14 protein-coding genes are annotated in these 16,610 nt (G+C 66.6%); 7 read left to right on the top strand and 7 right to left on the bottom strand.

Going from position 1 to position 16,610, the window contains the following annotated elements; translation table 11 throughout:
* The first annotated feature begins 7 nt into the window (after window positions 1-7).
* The 4 genes from FBY30_RS09680 to FBY30_RS09695 are packed head-to-tail and all read left to right on the top strand — an operon-like array spanning window position 8 to window position 4,469.
* On the top strand, window positions 8-967 hold the full coding sequence (locus tag FBY30_RS09680; RefSeq protein WP_142132686.1) for an NAD-dependent epimerase/dehydratase family protein: 960 nt from the start codon (window positions 8-10) through the stop codon (window positions 965-967).
* Complete coding sequence (locus FBY30_RS09685; RefSeq protein WP_142132687.1) at window positions 964-1,869, top strand: 5-dehydro-4-deoxyglucarate dehydratase; 906 nt, start codon at window positions 964-966, stop codon at window positions 1,867-1,869. Before FBY30_RS09680 ends, FBY30_RS09685 begins: the two co-directional genes overlap by 4 nt.
* A complete protein-coding gene (locus tag FBY30_RS09690; protein ID WP_142132688.1) occupies window positions 1,869-2,975 on the top strand; it encodes a mandelate racemase/muconate lactonizing enzyme family protein in 1,107 nt (368 codons plus the stop codon). The genes FBY30_RS09685 and FBY30_RS09690 overlap by 1 nt, the downstream gene beginning before the upstream one ends.
* 42 nt (window positions 2,976-3,017) lie before the next feature.
* Window positions 3,018-4,469, top strand: coding sequence for an aldehyde dehydrogenase (NADP(+)) (locus tag FBY30_RS09695; protein ID WP_142132689.1), 1,452 nt, complete (start codon window positions 3,018-3,020; stop codon window positions 4,467-4,469).
* A gap of 64 nt (window positions 4,470-4,533) precedes the next feature.
* Here the strand turns inward: FBY30_RS09695 and FBY30_RS09700 are convergent, their stop codons facing one another.
* The 4 genes from FBY30_RS09700 to FBY30_RS09715 form a co-directional block, all read right to left on the bottom strand.
* Window positions 4,534-5,649 (bottom strand): M24 family metallopeptidase, encoded by a 1,116-nt coding sequence (locus tag FBY30_RS09700; protein ID WP_142132690.1) that lies wholly within the window; start codon window positions 5,647-5,649, stop codon window positions 4,534-4,536.
* Window positions 5,646-7,685 carry a DUF6807 family protein gene (locus tag FBY30_RS09705; RefSeq protein ID WP_142132691.1) on the bottom strand — a complete coding sequence of 680 codons (2,040 nt, stop codon included), beginning with the start codon at window positions 7,683-7,685 and terminating at the stop codon, window positions 5,646-5,648. Before FBY30_RS09705 ends, FBY30_RS09700 begins: the two co-directional genes overlap by 4 nt.
* A 29-nt stretch (window positions 7,686-7,714) precedes the next feature.
* Entirely contained in the window at window positions 7,715-8,836 is a 1,122-nt protein-coding gene (locus FBY30_RS09710) for an acetylxylan esterase (protein WP_142132692.1), read from the bottom strand.
* A gap of 61 nt (window positions 8,837-8,897) precedes the next feature.
* Window positions 8,898-10,193: an ABC transporter substrate-binding protein gene (locus FBY30_RS09715; protein ID WP_235009391.1), complete on the bottom strand. Its 1,296-nt coding sequence runs from the start codon at window positions 10,191-10,193 to the stop codon at window positions 8,898-8,900.
* 293 nt (window positions 10,194-10,486) lie between these two features.
* On the opposite strand from FBY30_RS09715, the gene FBY30_RS09720 reads away from it, so the two are divergent.
* From FBY30_RS09720 to FBY30_RS09730, 3 genes are all read left to right on the top strand, one after another.
* Window positions 10,487-11,431 carry a carbohydrate ABC transporter permease gene (locus FBY30_RS09720; RefSeq protein ID WP_142132693.1) on the top strand — a complete coding sequence of 315 codons (945 nt, stop codon included), beginning with the start codon at window positions 10,487-10,489 and terminating at the stop codon, window positions 11,429-11,431.
* Entirely contained in the window at window positions 11,421-12,365 is a 945-nt protein-coding gene (locus FBY30_RS09725) for a carbohydrate ABC transporter permease (protein ID WP_142132694.1), read from the top strand. The genes FBY30_RS09720 and FBY30_RS09725 overlap by 11 nt, the downstream gene beginning before the upstream one ends.
* 239 nt (window positions 12,366-12,604) lie before the next feature.
* Window positions 12,605-13,978 carry an ABC transporter substrate-binding protein gene (locus FBY30_RS09730; RefSeq protein WP_142132695.1) on the top strand — a complete coding sequence of 458 codons (1,374 nt, stop codon included), beginning with the start codon at window positions 12,605-12,607 and terminating at the stop codon, window positions 13,976-13,978.
* A gap of 124 nt (window positions 13,979-14,102) precedes the next feature.
* Here FBY30_RS09730 and FBY30_RS09735 read toward each other — a convergent pair whose 3' ends face one another.
* From FBY30_RS09735 to FBY30_RS20635, 3 genes are all read right to left on the bottom strand, one after another.
* Complete coding sequence (locus FBY30_RS09735; RefSeq protein WP_142132696.1) at window positions 14,103-14,624, bottom strand: GNAT family N-acetyltransferase; 522 nt, start codon at window positions 14,622-14,624, stop codon at window positions 14,103-14,105.
* Window positions 14,625-14,702: 78 nt separating this feature from the next.
* Window positions 14,703-16,169: an HNH endonuclease gene (locus FBY30_RS09740; RefSeq protein ID WP_442858277.1), complete on the bottom strand. Its 1,467-nt coding sequence runs from the start codon at window positions 16,167-16,169 to the stop codon at window positions 14,703-14,705.
* Between the two features lie 290 nt (window positions 16,170-16,459).
* Window positions 16,460-16,600 (bottom strand): hypothetical protein, encoded by a 141-nt coding sequence (locus tag FBY30_RS20635; protein WP_160141457.1) that lies wholly within the window; start codon window positions 16,598-16,600, stop codon window positions 16,460-16,462.
* Between the last annotated feature and the right edge of the window lie 10 nt (window positions 16,601-16,610).

The raw sequence follows: 16,610 nt of genomic DNA on the forward strand, positions 1-16,610 counted from the left end.
AAAGGCCATGAGCAGGATATTTGTCACCGGCGGCTCGGGCCGCCTGGGCCGCAGCGTTGTGGCCGGGCTCGCCCAGGCCGGCCACGAGGTAGTCTCGGTGGACCGCGACGCCGTACCCGCTGAACTGCTGCCGGCCGGCGTCGTCCAGGAAACCGCCGACCTGCTGGCCCCAGGTGAGGCGTTGCGCCTGATCGGGGCAGCAAAGCCCGACGCCGTCATCCACCTTGCAGCAATCGCCGTTCCGTTCAGCGCACCGGAGGACGTCATCTTCGGCACGAACACCCGGCTCGCCTTCGCGGTGATCAGCGCGGCGACGGAGGTGGGGGTCCCCAAGATCGTCACGGCCAGCAGCCCCACCGTGCTCGGTTACGGATGCCCTGCAGGATGGCTGCCGCCGTCGTTCCCGCTGGACGAACGCACCCCGGCCAAGCCCTGGAACGCCTACGCCCTGTCCAAGCTCATCGCCGAACAGACCGTACAGATGTTTGCCGCAGCGCAGGGGGAGAGGATCCGGTATGCGGCCTTCCGGCCGTGCTTCGTGATCTCGCCCGAGGAATGGGAAGGCGCCCCCACGCAGCAGGGCCACACCCTCGCCGAGCGCCTGGCGGACCCTGCACTCTCCGCCCCGGCCCTGTTCAACTACGTGGATGCGCGGGACGTGGCGGACTTCCTGGACCTGCTGCTGCGGAAGATGGAAGACATCCCCAACGGGGAAACCTTTTTCGTGGGCGCGGCGGACGCACTTGCCACTGCACCCCTTGCGGAACTGATGCCGAAATTCCTGCCCGGAAGCGAAGCACTCAGCGCCGGCCTCACCGGCCTCAGCCCCGCATTCTCCATCGCCAAAGCCCAGGAACTGCTCGGCTGGCAACCCAAGCGCACGTGGCGCACCGAACTCAAACCCACCCTCAACGACGAGGCCTCCACGCTGGTCACTGCCGGCGGCGGAGCCAAGGAGACATCATGAAATTCGACGGCGTTCTCTTCTTCCCCGTCACCCCGTTCACGGCCGAAGGTGCCGTTGACGTGGAGCTGCTCAAGGAACACATCAGCTCCCGGCTACCCTTTGGGCCCGGCGGCGTGTTTCCCGCCTGCGGCACAGGTGAATTCCACGCCTTGAGCATTGACGAGGTCCGCACCGTGGTGGCGGCCGCCGTCGAAGTCGTCGCGGGCAAGGTTCCCGTGGTGGCCGGTGCAGGCGGGCCCTTGGGCCACGCGCTCGCTGCGGCGCGTGCCGCTGAGGAGGCTCGCGCGGACGCCCTCCTGGTGCTCCCGCCCTACCTGGTCACGGGCCCGACGGATGGCCTGGTGGCCTACATTGAGGCTGTGGCCAACGCCAGCAGCCTGCCGGTCATCGTGTACCACCGCGGCAACGCGAAGTTCACCGCCGCGTCCATGGCCAAACTTGCGGCCAATCCCAAGGTGATCGGCTTCAAGGACGGCCTGGGCGACGTGGGCCTGGCCCAGGAGATCGTGACCGCCGTCCGCGCCACCGGCCGGACAGACTTCTCCTTCTTCAACGGCCTGCTCACCGCCGAACTGACCCAGGGCGCCTACCGCGGCCTGGGCATCCCGCTCTACTCCTCCGCAGCCTTCGCCATGGCCCCGGAGATCGCCAAGGCCTACTACGACGCCTACGTTTCAGGCGACGAGGACCGGCGCAGCGCCCTGCTCGAGGGTTTCTACGCACCCCTGGTCCGCCTGCGCGACCAGACCCCGGGGTTCGGCGTTTCCCTAATCAAAGCGGGACTGCGGTTGGCCGGGCTGCCCGTCGGTTCGGTGCGCCCGCCGCTGGTGGACCCCACGGAGGAACAGCTGGTGGAGCTCAAGGCCATCCTGGCCAAGGGCCACGAGCTGGCCGGCAGCTGATGACGGCGCCTACGGCCGAATCCGTCCGCACCGTTCCCCGCATCACCGGGCTGGCCACGCGGCTCCTCACCGTTCCGCTGCGGCGGCACTGGGGTACGGAGGCACCGGAGAACCACGTGATCGCCACCGAGCTCTCCACGGACGACGGCGGCACCGGCTTTGGTTTTTCCTGGACACCCACCATCGGTCCCCAGGCAGTCAAGGCGCTGCTTGATTACGACATCGCACCTTTCATCACCGGCCTGCCGGCCACGCCCGAGGCCGTGTGGGACGCGGTATGGAAGCGCCTGCACGAAGCCGGTGGCGGCGGGCTCACCACCATTGCCATGGCCGGGGTGGACCTCGCACTGTGGGACCTGCAGGCGCGCCGTGCCGGAACATCGGTCACCGGATTGCTGGGCCAGCGCCAGGACTCCGCCGAGGTCTACGGCTCCGGGGTGAACCTGCACTACACCCTGGACGAGCTGGTGGCGCAGGCCGAACGCTGGGTCGCCGCGGGCCACCAGGCGGTCAAGATCAAGGTAGGCAAACCGGACATCCGCGAGGACGTCGAACGCCTTGCCGCAGTGCGCTCCGTCCTGGGCCCGGACCGCAGGCTCATGATCGATGCCAACCAACGGTGGGACCTGCCCACCACCTTCCGCGCCCTGGATGTCCTGGCCGAATTCGGGCTGGAGTGGCTGGAGGAGCCCATCCGCGCGGACGACCTCTGGGCCTACCGGCGGCTGCGGAAACATTCACCGGTGCCCATCGCCCTCGGCGAAAACCTGCACACCATCTACCGGTTCCGCGATTTCATTGAGGCGGAAGCGGTGGACATCATCCAGCCCAACATCATCCGGGTAGGCGGGATCACCCCGTTCCGGCGGATCGTGGAGCTGGCACGGACCCACAGCATCAAGGTGATGCCGCACCTGCTGCCGGAACTGTCCGGACAGCTGGCGCTGACCCTGGCGGAGCCCACCCTGGTGGAGGACGTCGAAGATGCGTCCTTCGAACAGCTGGGCATCCTCGACGAACCATCGCCGGTGCGGTTCAGCAACAGCCGGGTGACGCTCGCGGACCACGCCGGGCTGGGTTTCCGCTTCAAGAACAGGCTGCAATGATGAATTTCCAGACGACCTCTATTGGATGAACAGGTTCCTGACGTGACAACTGCAACGCTTTCCCTCACCGAACTCACTGCCGCCGCTACGGCGGCGGCAAAAATCGCCGCGGCTGCCTCCGACGCCGAACGCGCCGGCTGGTTGAACGCGGTGGCAGACGCCCTGGACGCCAACGCCGCCGAGCTGGTAGACATCGCGGACGCCGAAACCAGCCTGGGGGCCACCCGCCTGACGGGCGAGGTGGCCCGCACCACCGGCCAGCTGCGCCTGTTTGCGCGCGTGATCACCGAAGGCTCCTACCTGGAAGCCATCATCGACCACGCGGAGCCAGCCGCCACCCCGCCCCGGCCGGACCTCCGCCGGATCCTCAAGCCCATCGGTCCGGTAGCGGTTTTCTCGGCGTCCAACTTCCCGTTCGCCTTCTCGGTGGCCGGCGGAGACACTGCCTCGGCGCTCGCCGTCGGCTGTTCAGTGATCGTCAAGGCACACTCCGGCCACCTGCGGCTCTCCGAACGGACGGCGGAAATCGTGGCGGAGGCGCTTCGCCGCGCCGGGGCACCGGAGGGCCTGTTCGCCCTGGTCCACGGCCGCGAAGTGGGAACAGCCCTGGTCCAGGATCCTGCCGTCAAGGCCGTGGGGTTCACCGGGTCCATCCCCGGCGGCCGTGCCCTGTTCGACCTTGCCACCTCCCGCCCCGACCCCATCCCGTTCTACGGGGAACTGGGCAGCCTCAACCCCGTGGTCATCACAGCGGAAGCGCTGCAGGCACGCTCAGCGGAACTCGCCGCCGGACTTGCCGGGTCCTTCACCCTGGGCGCCGGGCAGTTCTGCACCAAGCCGGGCCTGGTGTTCATCCCCGCGGGAACCGACTTCGCCTCGGAGGTGGCAGAAGCGAGCAAGGACAAGCCGGCCCTGGGCATGCTGACCAGCCGCATCGCCGAGGCCTACCCGGACGGGCTCCGCAGTTTCGCTTCCGTTGACGGCGTGGACGTGGTGGGCGGCAGCGTAGACCAGGACGCCGTGGCCAACGGCGCCGCTCCGGTGGTCTTTTGCACCAGTGCCGCCAAAGTCCTGGAAAACCCGGAGCAGCTGCTGGAGGAATGCTTCGGACCCACCACCATCCTCATCGAGTACAAGGACCGGGAGGAGCTGGCTGCCGTCCTGGCCAAGGTCCCGGGAAGCCTCACGGCAACGCTCCACAGCGAGCAGGGTGAGGATATCGAGGCCCTGGTGGAGCAGCTCTCCGGGCTGGCCGGACGCGTCCTGTTCGAAGGCTGGCCCACGGGCGTGGCCGTGAACTGGGCCCAGCAGCACGGCGGCCCCTACCCCGCCACCACATCGCTGTTCACCTCGGTGGGTGCGACGGCGGTCCGCAGGTTCCAGCGCCCCGTGGCCTACCAGGACGCCCCGGAAAGCGTGCTGCACCCAGCACTGCGGGAGGACAACCCGCTGCGCATCCCGCGCCGGGTGGACGGGGAACTGCAGCTTCCTTAGCTGACAAAGAAAACCCCGGAGCCTTTCGGCTCCGGGGTTTTCTGCTGCCCGGGAAACTCGTTTCCTACAGCTGCAGCGTCACCGGCCGCTCCAGCCCGTTGACGGTGCTTATGGGCCAGCGTGGGTCCACCGTCAGGACGCGGAGGCCGGACTCCGTGAGCTGGACGGTGTCTTCGATCTTGACGCCGGGGCCTGACGGGTTCCAGGTGAAGGCCTGGTCCAGCACCACAGTGTCGGTCACCGCAGACGTCACCCTGGGATCACGCCCCGCGTACCCGGCCGGTCCGCCCTGGTGATGCTGCTCCCACTGGTCCGCCCCGAAGCCGTGCCGGGCGTACGCTGCCTGGATTTCGGCAAAGATCCTGTCCAGGCGCGCCCCGGGGACCGTGGCATCGAAGATGTCCGCTTCCACGGCCGCGACACGGGCCTCGGCGTCGCGCTCTTTCGGGGTGCCGGCGTCGAACCTGATCCAGCGGGTGATGTTGGCCACCAGGCCGTCCCGGCGGGCGCACACCACGGCCATGGCACGACGGCCCAGCGGGGCGTGGGTGGCCAACGGGTGCCGGAAATCGCTGCGGGAGCTGCCGTTGCACAGGAGTACCAGCGGCTCCGCGCCGGCCGCCACCACGCGGGCGGCCAGCGCCGAGACGAGTTCGAACTCGGTGGTCTCCGGGCGCGCTGCGGAAAGAACGTCCGTCATCATGGCAGCCAGCTCGGCGCTGAGCTGGGAGTACCGCGCGCTCTCGGCCGGGAGGAGCTGCTGGCGGGCAGCGCGCAGTTGCGCTGTGACGTCCGCTTCCGCGAGCGGCGGCCGGTAACTGCTTCCGAGGGCGGCGGCGGTCTGGTGCAGGTTGCCGTACCAGGGCACGGTGTGCAGGTTGACCTGGGCTGGAAGCTCTTCGGCCGCGATCCGCCCGGCCTCATTGTTGAACGTCACCAGGTGGTCGCCGTCGCGGTCCACCAGGAGGGCTGCGATGGGGTCGCCGGCCAGGCTGACGTGCACGCGGCTGCCGTCCAGGTACCACGTCAGGGCAGTGTTGGAGGTCAGGAGCAGGGAGTCCCGCCCGGCCGCGTCCAGGATGTCCAGGACGCGGCGGCGCTTGATGGTGCGGTCCGTCCTTGAGCCCGGCGGCCGCCGTGCCTCCTTCGGGGGAGCGGCTGTGGTTGTTGTTTGCGTCATGACGGGTCCCCCTGTTGGTTAATTAGCGCTTCTACGTCGGCGGTGGCCAGGATTCCGTCGGCCACGAAAACGGTGATGTGCCGCCGTACCGGGTTTCCCGGCCGGGCCAAGACGGGACTGTCCCAGGCGAGCGACTGTCCCACGCCGGGGTAGCCCTCCACACGGACAAACCACGGGTCCGTGCAGCCTTCCGGGGCGACGAACACCAAGGTGGCCGGCCCGCCGTCGAACCTTCCGGACCAAGCGAGCCAGCGCGTGACGCTGCCGTGGGTCTTCGACTCGCCGCTGCCGGCCTGCGTCCACACCGCCGCTTCCCCGCACGCCGGGAGGCGCCAGAAGAAGCCGCCATAGCCGCCCTCGAAGCGGCCGTTGGAGCCCGGGCTGCCCAGGCTGACGGGCTTGTCCCACGCGGGGGACAGGGCAAAGTCCACGGACAACCGCCAGATGGAAGGCGCGACGGCGGACCACGCCCAGGTGCGTTCCTCCACCAGGACGGGGGAGCCGTCGGGGCCGTTCCACTCCAGGGTCTCCTGGAGCCTGCCCTTTTGCCCGTCGCTGTCGTCGGTCTGCTGTGAAGCGGTGGCCGTGATGCTGCCGTGGTCCGGGCGCCAGATGTACTGCCCGGCCTTCCGCGTATAGGTGCGTCCGCCCCAGAAATTGACGCCGTCCACGTCCTGCAGTGCCACCCCAACACCCAGATGCCACACGTGGTCCAGCGGCATGTGGTCCGTGACCACAGTGCCGCCGAGGGTCCGGACAGGGTGCAGGTAGGGGCGCGGGGAGGATACGGCGCGGATGTGGCTGCCGTCCTGGTAGTCCGCCACCGGCCGGCCATCCAAGGCCAGCGCCCGGACCGGCGGGAGGGCCCGGGCCCACGGGACGCCAAGTTCGGCGTACGTTGCCTGTGACTTGATGGCGCGCCCGATCAGGTCGCTGATGCCCTGGATCACGGGGTGGGCGTCGTCGCCGTCGCCCTCCCAGGACATGGATGCAGCATCAATCGGAGCCGGCGCGGGGGAGGTGCGGATGGCTTCCAGCACTGCGGTGAAGGCGCCGGTGTCCTGCAGGGCGCACAGCAGGGGCGTCCCGGTTGCGCGGGCGTCCAGCAGGTTCTCCAGCAGGTCGGTGCGGCCGTACGTTTCATGGCGCTCGCCGTCGGCGCTGCTGATCACCACCTCGTCCCGCGTGTAGTAGAGGGTGATGTCGCCCAGGGTTCCATGCACAGTGACGGTGGGATCGAGCTGCTCGAGGGCGCACAATGTGAGGGCGCACAGCAGGGTGTTCCCGCCGGCGGTGCGGATCCGGAGCACCGAGGTGTCGTCGCTCTCGGTCTGGTTGGCCCGGTAGAGGTCGGTTTCCACGGAGGCGACGTCGGAGAGCGTGTGGGCGCCGGCCAGGGACAGGCCCGTGGCAACGGCGTGTGCCAGCGCATTCGTGGCCACGCCATCCACCACGTCGGTGCCGTCCAGGCTGCGCTTCCCTGCCCAGCGTGAGCGCTTGAAGTAGGCCTTGGTCCGCAGCCACTGGCCCGTGGCGCTGATGCCCAGGACGGTGCCGATCTCCCCGGCAGCAACTTTGTCACGGATGGCGGGCAGGGCGTGGGATCCCAGGCTTTGGAAGCCCACTTGGACCAGGCGTCCCTTCTCCTGTGCGGCGGCAAGGACCTGATCGTACTGCGCCAGGGAGGCCACCGGTGGCTTTTCCACATAGACGTCCATCCCGGCGGACAGCGCGGCGAGGGCCAGCGGCGCGTGGGTTTGGATGGGGGTGGCAAGAATGACGACGTCGGCACCCGGCTGTGCGGCCAGCAGCGAGTCCAGATCGGGGAAGACGGCAACCGTATCGGCCAGGGTGCCGGCCTGCGGCGGAAGGGGATCGGCCACTGCCACCAGTTGCAGGGCACCGGCTGCCTCGAGCCGGGCCAGGTTGGCGAGGTGGCGCTCGCCGAAGCCGTGCACGCCCACCAGCGCAACCCGGGGGATGGCGGTGGAGGTCGGCTGTTGCTGGGCGGATTCCGCTGGGTGCTGTGTGGTCACGTGGGTCCTCGGTGCTGTTGGAAAGGGGGTCAAGAGGTCAGTGTCCCGGCCAGGAAATCGAGGGCCTCGTCCTGCATGCCCGCCGTGAACACGTGCCCGCCCGGCCAGAAGCTGCCGGTGTAGGCGTCCGTGCCGGGGTGCAGGGATTGCAGCAGTTGGTCCGCCTGGCGCATCCCGTCCTCCGGGAACAGCTCATCCGCCAGGGCGTACTGCACCAGAAAGCGTGCTGTTTCCGCCCGGCAGGTGAGCTCCGGCCAGTCGCCCAGTTTCCACAGGCCGGGAGTCTGCAGCAGCCAGGAGTGCGCGTCCAGGTAGGCGGGGAAGAGCGACTCGAAGGTGGTCATCATGCAGGTGACCACAGCGGCCCGGACGCGCGGGCTGAGGGCGGCGAGGGCAAGGGAGCGGCCGCCGCCGCCCGAGAAGCCGATGCAGCCCAGCCTGTCCTGGTCGACGTCCGGAAGTGCTGCCAGGATGTCCAGGGCGGCAAGGTCGTCATGCGCCACCATGCCGGCCAGGCTGGTGCCCAGCAGGCCGGCTGCCTTGGCAACGGTGTCTTCATGAAAGCCGGCAGCGGCGTTGTATTCCTCCGCCTCGGAAGGCACTACGCCGTCCTCCCGCCACTGCGCCCGCCTCGCCGCTGTTGCGGAGGCCGTCCGCCATGGGGGAGTTTCGAGGTTGAACCTGCGGCTGCCCCACGCGAATGTGTCGTGGGCCAGGACGGCAAATCCCCGGCGGGCGATGTCGGTGGCCAGGGCGCGGCCGTCATAGTGTCCTGCGCGGGCAGCGGCAGCCGACGGGTGGTTGTCCGGGAGTTCCACCAGCCGGTCGGCCCCGCCGAACTTGTTCCCGCCGTGGCAGTGCAGTGCCAGGACGCCCGGCAGCGGACCAAGACTCCCGGCCGGCTTCACCAGCCAGCCCGTAGTCCGTGGACCGAAGCCCAACTGCCAGCTGAGCTGGGAGGTGGTGGCGCCGTCGTATGTTTCCTCCCAGTGCACCGTCACCTCAGGAAGTGCCCCGCGGTCCGGGACGCCCAGCGCGTCTGACAGTTCCTGCGCCGCAGCGCTGGAGGCCTGGTGGCGCTGATGGTCCCGGACGTAGGCGGGCCAGTCCTCATAGCCGGCGATCGCGCTGGGCCGTGCTGTTGGAGTCATGTGGCTGGCCTCCTTACTTGGGTAGTTCCGGTGCTGTGGCGTGGCTGGTTGCCGTGGTGGATCAGGCGAGGTTCTGGTTGACCTCGGAGATCATGCCTTTGGCGGCATCGCGAGGGGAGATCTTTCCGAAGAGTACATCCGTGTTGTAGCGGTTCAGAACTTCCATGGTGGCCGATGAGCCTGCCGGGAACGGCTTGGGTGCCTGAATCTTCATCCCGGCGATCCGGTCAAGGTACGCCGCCTCCTTCTGCTGGGTTTCCTTCAGCAAGGGAGTGATGCCCGCCTTCAGTTCCGTGTTGGCTGGCATGCCCCGGTCGCTCTTGATCTTTGACGCTGCGTCCATGTTGTTGACCAGGTAGTTGATGAAGAGGGCCGCTTCCTTTGACTGTGGCGACTTGGAGGAGATGGCGTATTCCATGGAGGAACGCAGCCAGGAACCGGGCCGGGTGCTTTCACCGGGCAGCTTCACCATGACCAGGGGCGCACCGGAGTAGGACGTCATCTGGTTGCTCCAGGAAATTTTCATCCCCTGCTTCCCCTGGCCCATCAGGGTCATTTCGGGCTGCGCCGAGCCGTCCTCGACGGTCTGGGAGGCCGAGGGTGCACCGCCGGTTTCCGTCAGCTTCTTGTTGAGCTCGAACCAGCGGGTCAGGGTGTCCTCGCTGATGCCCATCTTCTTTCCATCGTCCGTGTAGAGGGCTTCACCGTTCTGGCGCGCCCAGACTGCGAGGAACGAGTCGTTGGCCATGGGCGTGGTGCCAAAGGTTCCGGCCGGCGACTTCTGGGTGATCTCGGCCGCGATCCTGGCGTAGTCGTCCCAGGTCCAGGTCTCGTCATCCGGCAGTGCCACGCCGGCGGCCTCGAAGACTTTGGGGTCGAGGACCATGGACATCGAGTTGACGCCGGCGGTGATGGTGTACTGCTTGCCGTCGATCTTGCCCAGATCCACGGTTCCCTCGGCAAACTTCGAGGTATCGATCTGGTCCTTGACCTTGTCCAGGTTCAACAGCACACCCCGGCTGGCGTACTCGCTGGGGTAGGCCCCGCTCATGGCGATGACATCCGGCATGGTTCCACCCGCGATCTGGGTGGCCATCTTGTCCCAGTAGGAGCTGTATTCGGTGTTCTCGCCCTGGACCTTGATGGTGGGGTTCGCGGCTTCGAAGGCCTTAATCACCTCCATGGTGGTTTTGGCCCTGGAATCGTTGCCCCACCAGGCAAACCGGATGGTGACGGGGTCCTCGGCAGTCCCCACTTTTCCTGCTTGCGGGCTGCTGCCGCAGCCGGTGAGGACCAGGGCGGCTGCAGCAAAAGCGCCGGTAATGCCCATGACGGATTTCTTGAGACCAAACCTCATTGTTGTGCCCCTTGGCGGGTAGGTTGTGCGCGAGTGACGTCCGTAACAGAAAGCGTTTTCTCAAAAACTAACAAAGGGCTATACAGGAGTCAAGAAAGCGTTTACTTTGGTACGGAGCCGCAATTCGAACGGACCCCGCGGTGCCGGAACCGCTTCAGCTTTCACAGGCAGGAGCATGGCCGGACGCGGGTGCCGGTTACCCCCATCGCCCTGCGATGAAACAACGTGGAGGCCACGATGACCAAAGGAGACCACATGGCCGCAAAACACATCCCCAGGACGGAGCAGCTTCCGTGAGCGCCATCAGTGAGCTCAGCTCCCTTTCCCGGCGGAAAGGCAAAGTCACGGCTGCCGAGAAGAAGGCCAACAGGCGGGACAACAAGGCCGCCTACATCTTCCTCCTGCCGTGGCTGGTGGGACTGGTGGCCATCACCATCGGCCCCATGCTGATGTCCCTCTATCTGTCCTTCACGGATTACAACCTGCTCCAGCCGCCGGAATGGACGGGGCTGGACAACTTCACCCGCATGCTCAGCGACGCCCGGCTGCACAACTCGCTCCGCGTGACGTTTACCTACGTCTTCGTGGGTGTTCCGCTGCAGCTGGCCGTGGCACTGCTGATCGCACTCGTCCTGGACAAGGGGCTGCGCGGCCTTCCGTTCTACCGCTCGGTGTTCTACTTGCCGTCGCTCCTGGGCGGGTCCGTGGCCGTTGCCATCCTGTGGAAGCAGATCTTCGGCACCACCGGCCTGGTCAACCAGGTCCTGGCCATGTTCGGCATCCAGGGTCCGGGCTGGATCTCGGATCCCAGCACGGCGCTGGGATCGATCATCCTGCTGCATGTCTGGACCTTCGGCGCCCCCATGATCATCTTCCTGGCGGGCTTGCGGCAGATTCCAAACATGTACTACGAGGCCGCCAAGGTTGATGGGGCCACCACGCTCCAGCAGTTCTGGCGGATTACCCTTCCGATGCTGAGCCCGATCATCTTCTTCAACCTGGTGCTGCAGATCATCGGTTCCTTCCAGTCGTTCACCCAGGCGTTCATCGTCTCCGGCGGCAACGGCGGGCCTTCGGACTCCACCATGTTCTTCACGCTGTACCTCTACCAAAAGGGCTTCGGCCAGTTCGACATGGGCTACGCCTCAGCCATGGCGTGGGTGCTGCTGCTCATCATCGGTGTCTTCACCGCCATCAACTTCATCGCTTCTAAGTATTGGGTTTTCTATGACGACTAAGCTTGAGACGCTGCCCACCCCGGAGAGGAAGTCCACCGGCGCCGGCAAGCCAAACAACCGCAAGCCCAGGGTCCGCGAGTCCCGGGGAACCCTGTCCTTCAGCCGGGCACAGCGAGGCAAGTCGCTGATGAAGCACGGCATCCTCATCCTTGCCGGCGCCCTGATGATCTACCCGCTCCTGTGGATGGTGGTGTCCTCGCTGCGCCCCAACGAGATGATCTTCCGGGAACCCGGCCTGTGGCTGAACAGCCTGGAAATGAGCAACTACACCTCCGGATGGTCGGCCCTGACGCACCCGTTCGGCCACTACATGCTGAACTCGGCGATCGTGGTGATCGGCTCCATCCTGGGAAACCTGGTGTCGTGCTCCATGGCCGCCTACGCCTTCGCCCGGCTCCAGTTCACCGGCAAGCGGCTGTTCTTCGGCATCATGCTGCTGACCATCATGCTCCCGTTCCACGTGGTGATCGTTCCGCAGTACATCCTGTTTTCGCAGATCGGCTGGGTCAACACCTTCTGGCCGCTGCTGGTGCCGAAGCTGCTGGCCACGGATGCGTTCTTCGTCTTCCTGATGGTGCAGTTCATCCGCGGCATTCCCCGCGAACTCGATGAAGCGGCACGCATCGACGGCGCAGGCCATCCGCGCATCTTCCTGCGGGTCATCCTGCCGCTGATGGTGCCGGCCCTGGCCACCACCACCATCTTCACCTTCATCTGGACCTGGAACGACTTCTTCGGCGCGCTGATCTACCTCACGGACCCGGACATGTTCACCGTTCCGGTGGCGCTGCGGGCCTTCGTGGATTCCCAGTCGGCTACGAGTTGGGGTTCATTGTTCGCAATGTCGATCGTGTCCCTGTTGCCGGTCTTCCTGGTATTCCTGTTCGGCCAGCGGTTCCTTATCAAGGGCATTGCCACCACCGGCATCAAGTAACCGGCGCTGCAACTTCACATCCCGAACGGCCCGTCCTGTGGCGGGCCGTTTCGTTTGCCCACGCCGCTCGAAATCTTTCAGAACTGTTGGCCGCGCATCTTGTACTACAAGTTTCGCACTTGTAGTATCAGAAGGAGAAGGCGCTTTCACGATATTTTCGGCCAGCCTCTGTTGCTGCCGGACCAAGTCCCCACTTGGAACACCACCCGCACCTGGATCAAAGAAGATCGGAGTACCCAGTGCCGCTTTTTCCCCGTCCTGCAGCTGCTGCAAAGCAGCGGGCAGGGGCACCCATTTCAGGCGCATCGCGCCACGGCCGCCAAGGCCGAACCCGTAAAGCCGGCGCCGTTGCTGCCGCAGTGGCCGCCGTCATGGCACTCAGCGCCTGCGGCGGGGGAGCAGCCCCGCAGAACGCGGACGGAACCGTCGAGCTCCGCTTCTCCTGGTGGGGCGGCGACAAGCGCGCCCAGCTCACGCAGGAAGCCATCAAGCAGTTCGAGGCCGAGAACCCCAAAATCAAGATCAAGCCGGAGTTCGGCGACTGGAGCGGTTACTGGGACAAGCTGGCCACCCAGGTTGCGGCCAATGATGCCCCCGACGTCATCCAGATGGACGAAAAGTACATCACGGAGTACTCAAGCCGCGGCGCGCTCCTGGACCTCTCCAAGTACGACATCGACACCTCCAAGCTCGATGAGGCTGCACTCAACGCGGGCAAGGGCGAGAAGGGCCTGACGGGCATCGCAGCAGGCATCAACGCCGCCACCATCCTTGCCAACCCGAAGGTCTTCGAAGCCGCCGGTGTCCCGCTTCCGGACGACTCGAAGTGGACCTGGGAGGACTTCGGCAAGATCGCCGCCGACATCACCGCCAAGTCGCCCAAGGGAACCTACGGTGCGGCCGCCTACGGAACCGACGAGGCCTCCCTGGGCGTGTGGCTCCGGCAGAACGGCAAATCCCTGTACACATCCGACGGCAACCTGGGTTTTGAGCCCGGCGACATTGCCGAATGGTGGGCCTTCCTGAAGAAGCTCAGCCAGGACAAGGCGGTGCCTTCCGCGTCCGAGGTGGTGGAGGCCGAGGCTGCCCCGCTTGACCAGAGCGGACTGGCGACGGGCAAGAACGGCATGGCCTTCTGGTGGTCCAACCAGGCCCCTGCCCTGGAGAAGGCCAGCGGCGGGGACCTGAAGATCCTGCGCTTCCCCACCAAGACGGGCTCGGCCGCTGACGCCGAGCTCTGGTACAAGGCGTCGCAGTTCTGGTCTGCTTCCTCACGCACCAAGCACCCTCAGGAAACCGCAAAGTTCATCAACTTCCTGACCAACAACGTCAAGGCGGGCGAGGCACTCCTGGCCGACCGCGGCGTGTACCCGAACTCCGATGTCCGGGCAGCCATCCAGCCGAAACTGACCCCGGCCGACGTCAAGGTGGTCAACTTCATCGACCAGATCAAGGATGAGCTCGGTGAGGCCCCCGCGCCGCCGCCGAAGGGCGCCGGTGCCATCCAGGAGATCATCAAGCGCTACACCTCTGAAGTCCTCTTCGAGCGCTTGTCCCCGGAAGATGCCGGGAAGAAGGCAACCGATGAGATGAAGTCGGCCATCAGCAAGTAAGTCTTCACACCGCCAATACGGCTCCGGGCAGTCTGGAGGGACGCCTCCCAATCCAGACGTTCGACGGCGGGTGGCAGCCCTGCTCCGGAAGGTAACCACATGGTTCCTCCCGGGGCAGGGCTGTTTAAGCGGAGGGCACTGCGGTGACCTCGCGCGACATCACTGTCCTCGGCCACGAAGCCAGCCCGTGCCGCTTCTCCCGCTCCACAACGCAGCGGAGCCAGGCAGGGCGCTCCGTGCCGGGGAGATGCCTGAAGCCGAGCCGCTGGTAGTAGGGGGCGTTCCACGGCACATCCCTGAACGTTGTCAGCGACAGGCGCTCAAGTCCCCGCTCCACCGCCCATTGGTCCACCTGCGCGATCAACGCGGCTCCGATTCCGCGGCGGCCGTGCTCCGGGTGCACCGTGACCTGCTCGATATGGGCCCAGCAGCCGTGCATCTCGACCAGGATGTATCCGGCAACCCTGCCCGCCGGATCGGTTGCCACCCATGCGGTCCCGGCGGCTACATACGCGTTCAGCTCTTCCACGGTTGGCGGCGGGTCATCTGCGATCGCATCCATGCCTACAGTGCGGAAAAGTTCACCGGCGGCAGTCTCGATCTCCTGGATGCGCTTGAGGTCCGCCGTCTGGGCTGGTCGAATCACCAGTCCAGTATCTGCCACTCCGCCCTGCCTGCCACAGGCCTGCTGGTTGGTCGCACCGACACGGAGTTAGCCGTCAGGTCAGGTCATGCCGGGCCGGATGACGCGCCCCAACACCTGGACGGTTGGTCGCGGCGGCCCACCCGGTGGCCCTGGGGAGTAGCCCAGTTGCCTTCCCCGCGAGAGAGCGCGACGGAGTTGCCTACCGTCATTCCTCGACGTGTTGATTCCAGCCCCGATGTCCGGTCTCGCCGACGCACTTCCGGGGAGTGGTGGGGCGGTGGAGTGGTAGGTGTGGCCGGTTGGGGTGGTGGTTGCGACGGTGTGGCGTGGGCCGGGGACGGGTTTTGCCGTCCAGCCGGGGGTTTCTTTGGTGTGGTTGCAGGCTTCGCAGAGGCCTTGGCCGTTGGCGGCGGTGGTGGGTCCGCCGTTGTGCCAGGCGGTGATGTGGTCGTGGTGTCTGATCGGGGCGTCGCAGTACGGGGTCCGGCAGGTATCGTCCCGGACCTGGAGGAAGCGTTTCAGGCTGGCCGGGAAGATCCGTGCTTTGGAGTCCATCGCCACCAGCTCGCCGGTACCGGGGGCGGTGTAGAGCCGCCGGACCCAGAGCTTCAGGTTGTGACGGCCGGAAGCGTCCAGGGCTACCTCCGTAGCTTCAACGGTGGTGGTCTTGGCCGCCATTGCGGTGCCGGCAGGGGCTGGAGAACCGGGGCTGCTGGGGCCGGGGACTGTTGCGGGCGTTCCTGTCGAGGATTCAGCTGTGAGGGTGAGTTCCCGTGCCCAGGCTGCGGGGATGGTGCCGTAACCGGGCAGCCGGGCGGGTTCGGCGTCGGCTTGGAGGAGGGTGCGGTCGGTCATGACGAGCTGGATCTCCACCCCGTTGATCCCGCCCGGGGTGCCGGTGACGCGCTCGACGAGGGTGTCGGCCATGACCTGCCCCCGCGACCTGTCGTCCCCGGCAGAACGCAGCGCGTCGGCGTCCTTGGCCAGGGCGGAGTACGCGGCGACACCCTGGGCGACCGGGAGCAGCGCGGTCAGGTAGGCCATGGTGTCCGGCGCCGGGCGCAGGGTCACGCACCGCTCACCCACGGCCCGGGCAGCCCGCTTCGCAACCGAGGCGGGATCCCGCCGGTACGTCGCCGCACGGACCGCGGCGATTACGGCTTTGTCTCCCATGCCGTCCAGGGCGCCGGTGTCGGCGGCGAGTTCCTCATCCACCCCGGCCCGGTCCTCCGGGGAGAGGCAGATGGTTTCCTTCACCACCAGCGTGACCCGCCACTCGTTCAGCAAGCCGGCCCGAAAAGCGGCGAACGTATGGGGCATCCCGGGAAGGGTCTTGGCCAGTCCCAGCAACCGGGAACCCTTAGCCGGGGACTCCCGCCGCGCGAGCGCGATCTGCGCCGCCACCCCGGCACCCTGCTCATTAGCAGGGACACCGGCCGCGGCCTGCTCCCGCCGCTGCTGAAGATCAAAAGCAACAGCGGTATCGGCCTGGCGTGCACCGGCCAGGCACTTCAGGTCCTCAAGGCCGCGCAGCTGATCGATCATCCCAGCAGGATCGGCAGCCAAAGGAACACGAGCCAACAGGCTCAGGACATCAGCAATTGAAGGGGCGGCAGCAGCAACTCCCGGAACAGCGGGTGGAAACAGAAACACATCGGCAGCAGGCAGCCCCAGAGGCTCCGCCTCCAGTAATCCCGCCGTCCCCACAACTGCTTCCATAACCAAAGTCTTCCAGCACCCACTGACAATTCCGACGGCCCGTATCTCCTATGTGGAAAGTTGCTGAAGGAGAGGCGGAAGCCGTCAGGCCAGAAAGGGTGGCAGAGGAAGAACGTTCAGTCCGGGTCCTTTTTCTGCGACGCGCTGGCGGATTCGTCGTCCCGTTGCTTCCCTTCCCGGTTCCAGCACAGGAGCTCAGCGGCTACCTCTGCGAGGGCCTGGACCACAGCCCCAACCGCCTCCACGAAGATCGACATCGTGCCACGG

Origin of the sequence: Arthrobacter sp. SLBN-83 (assembly GCF_006715285.1) — a bacterium.
In the GTDB taxonomy this organism is placed as follows: Bacteria; Actinomycetota; Actinomycetes; order Actinomycetales; family Micrococcaceae; genus Arthrobacter.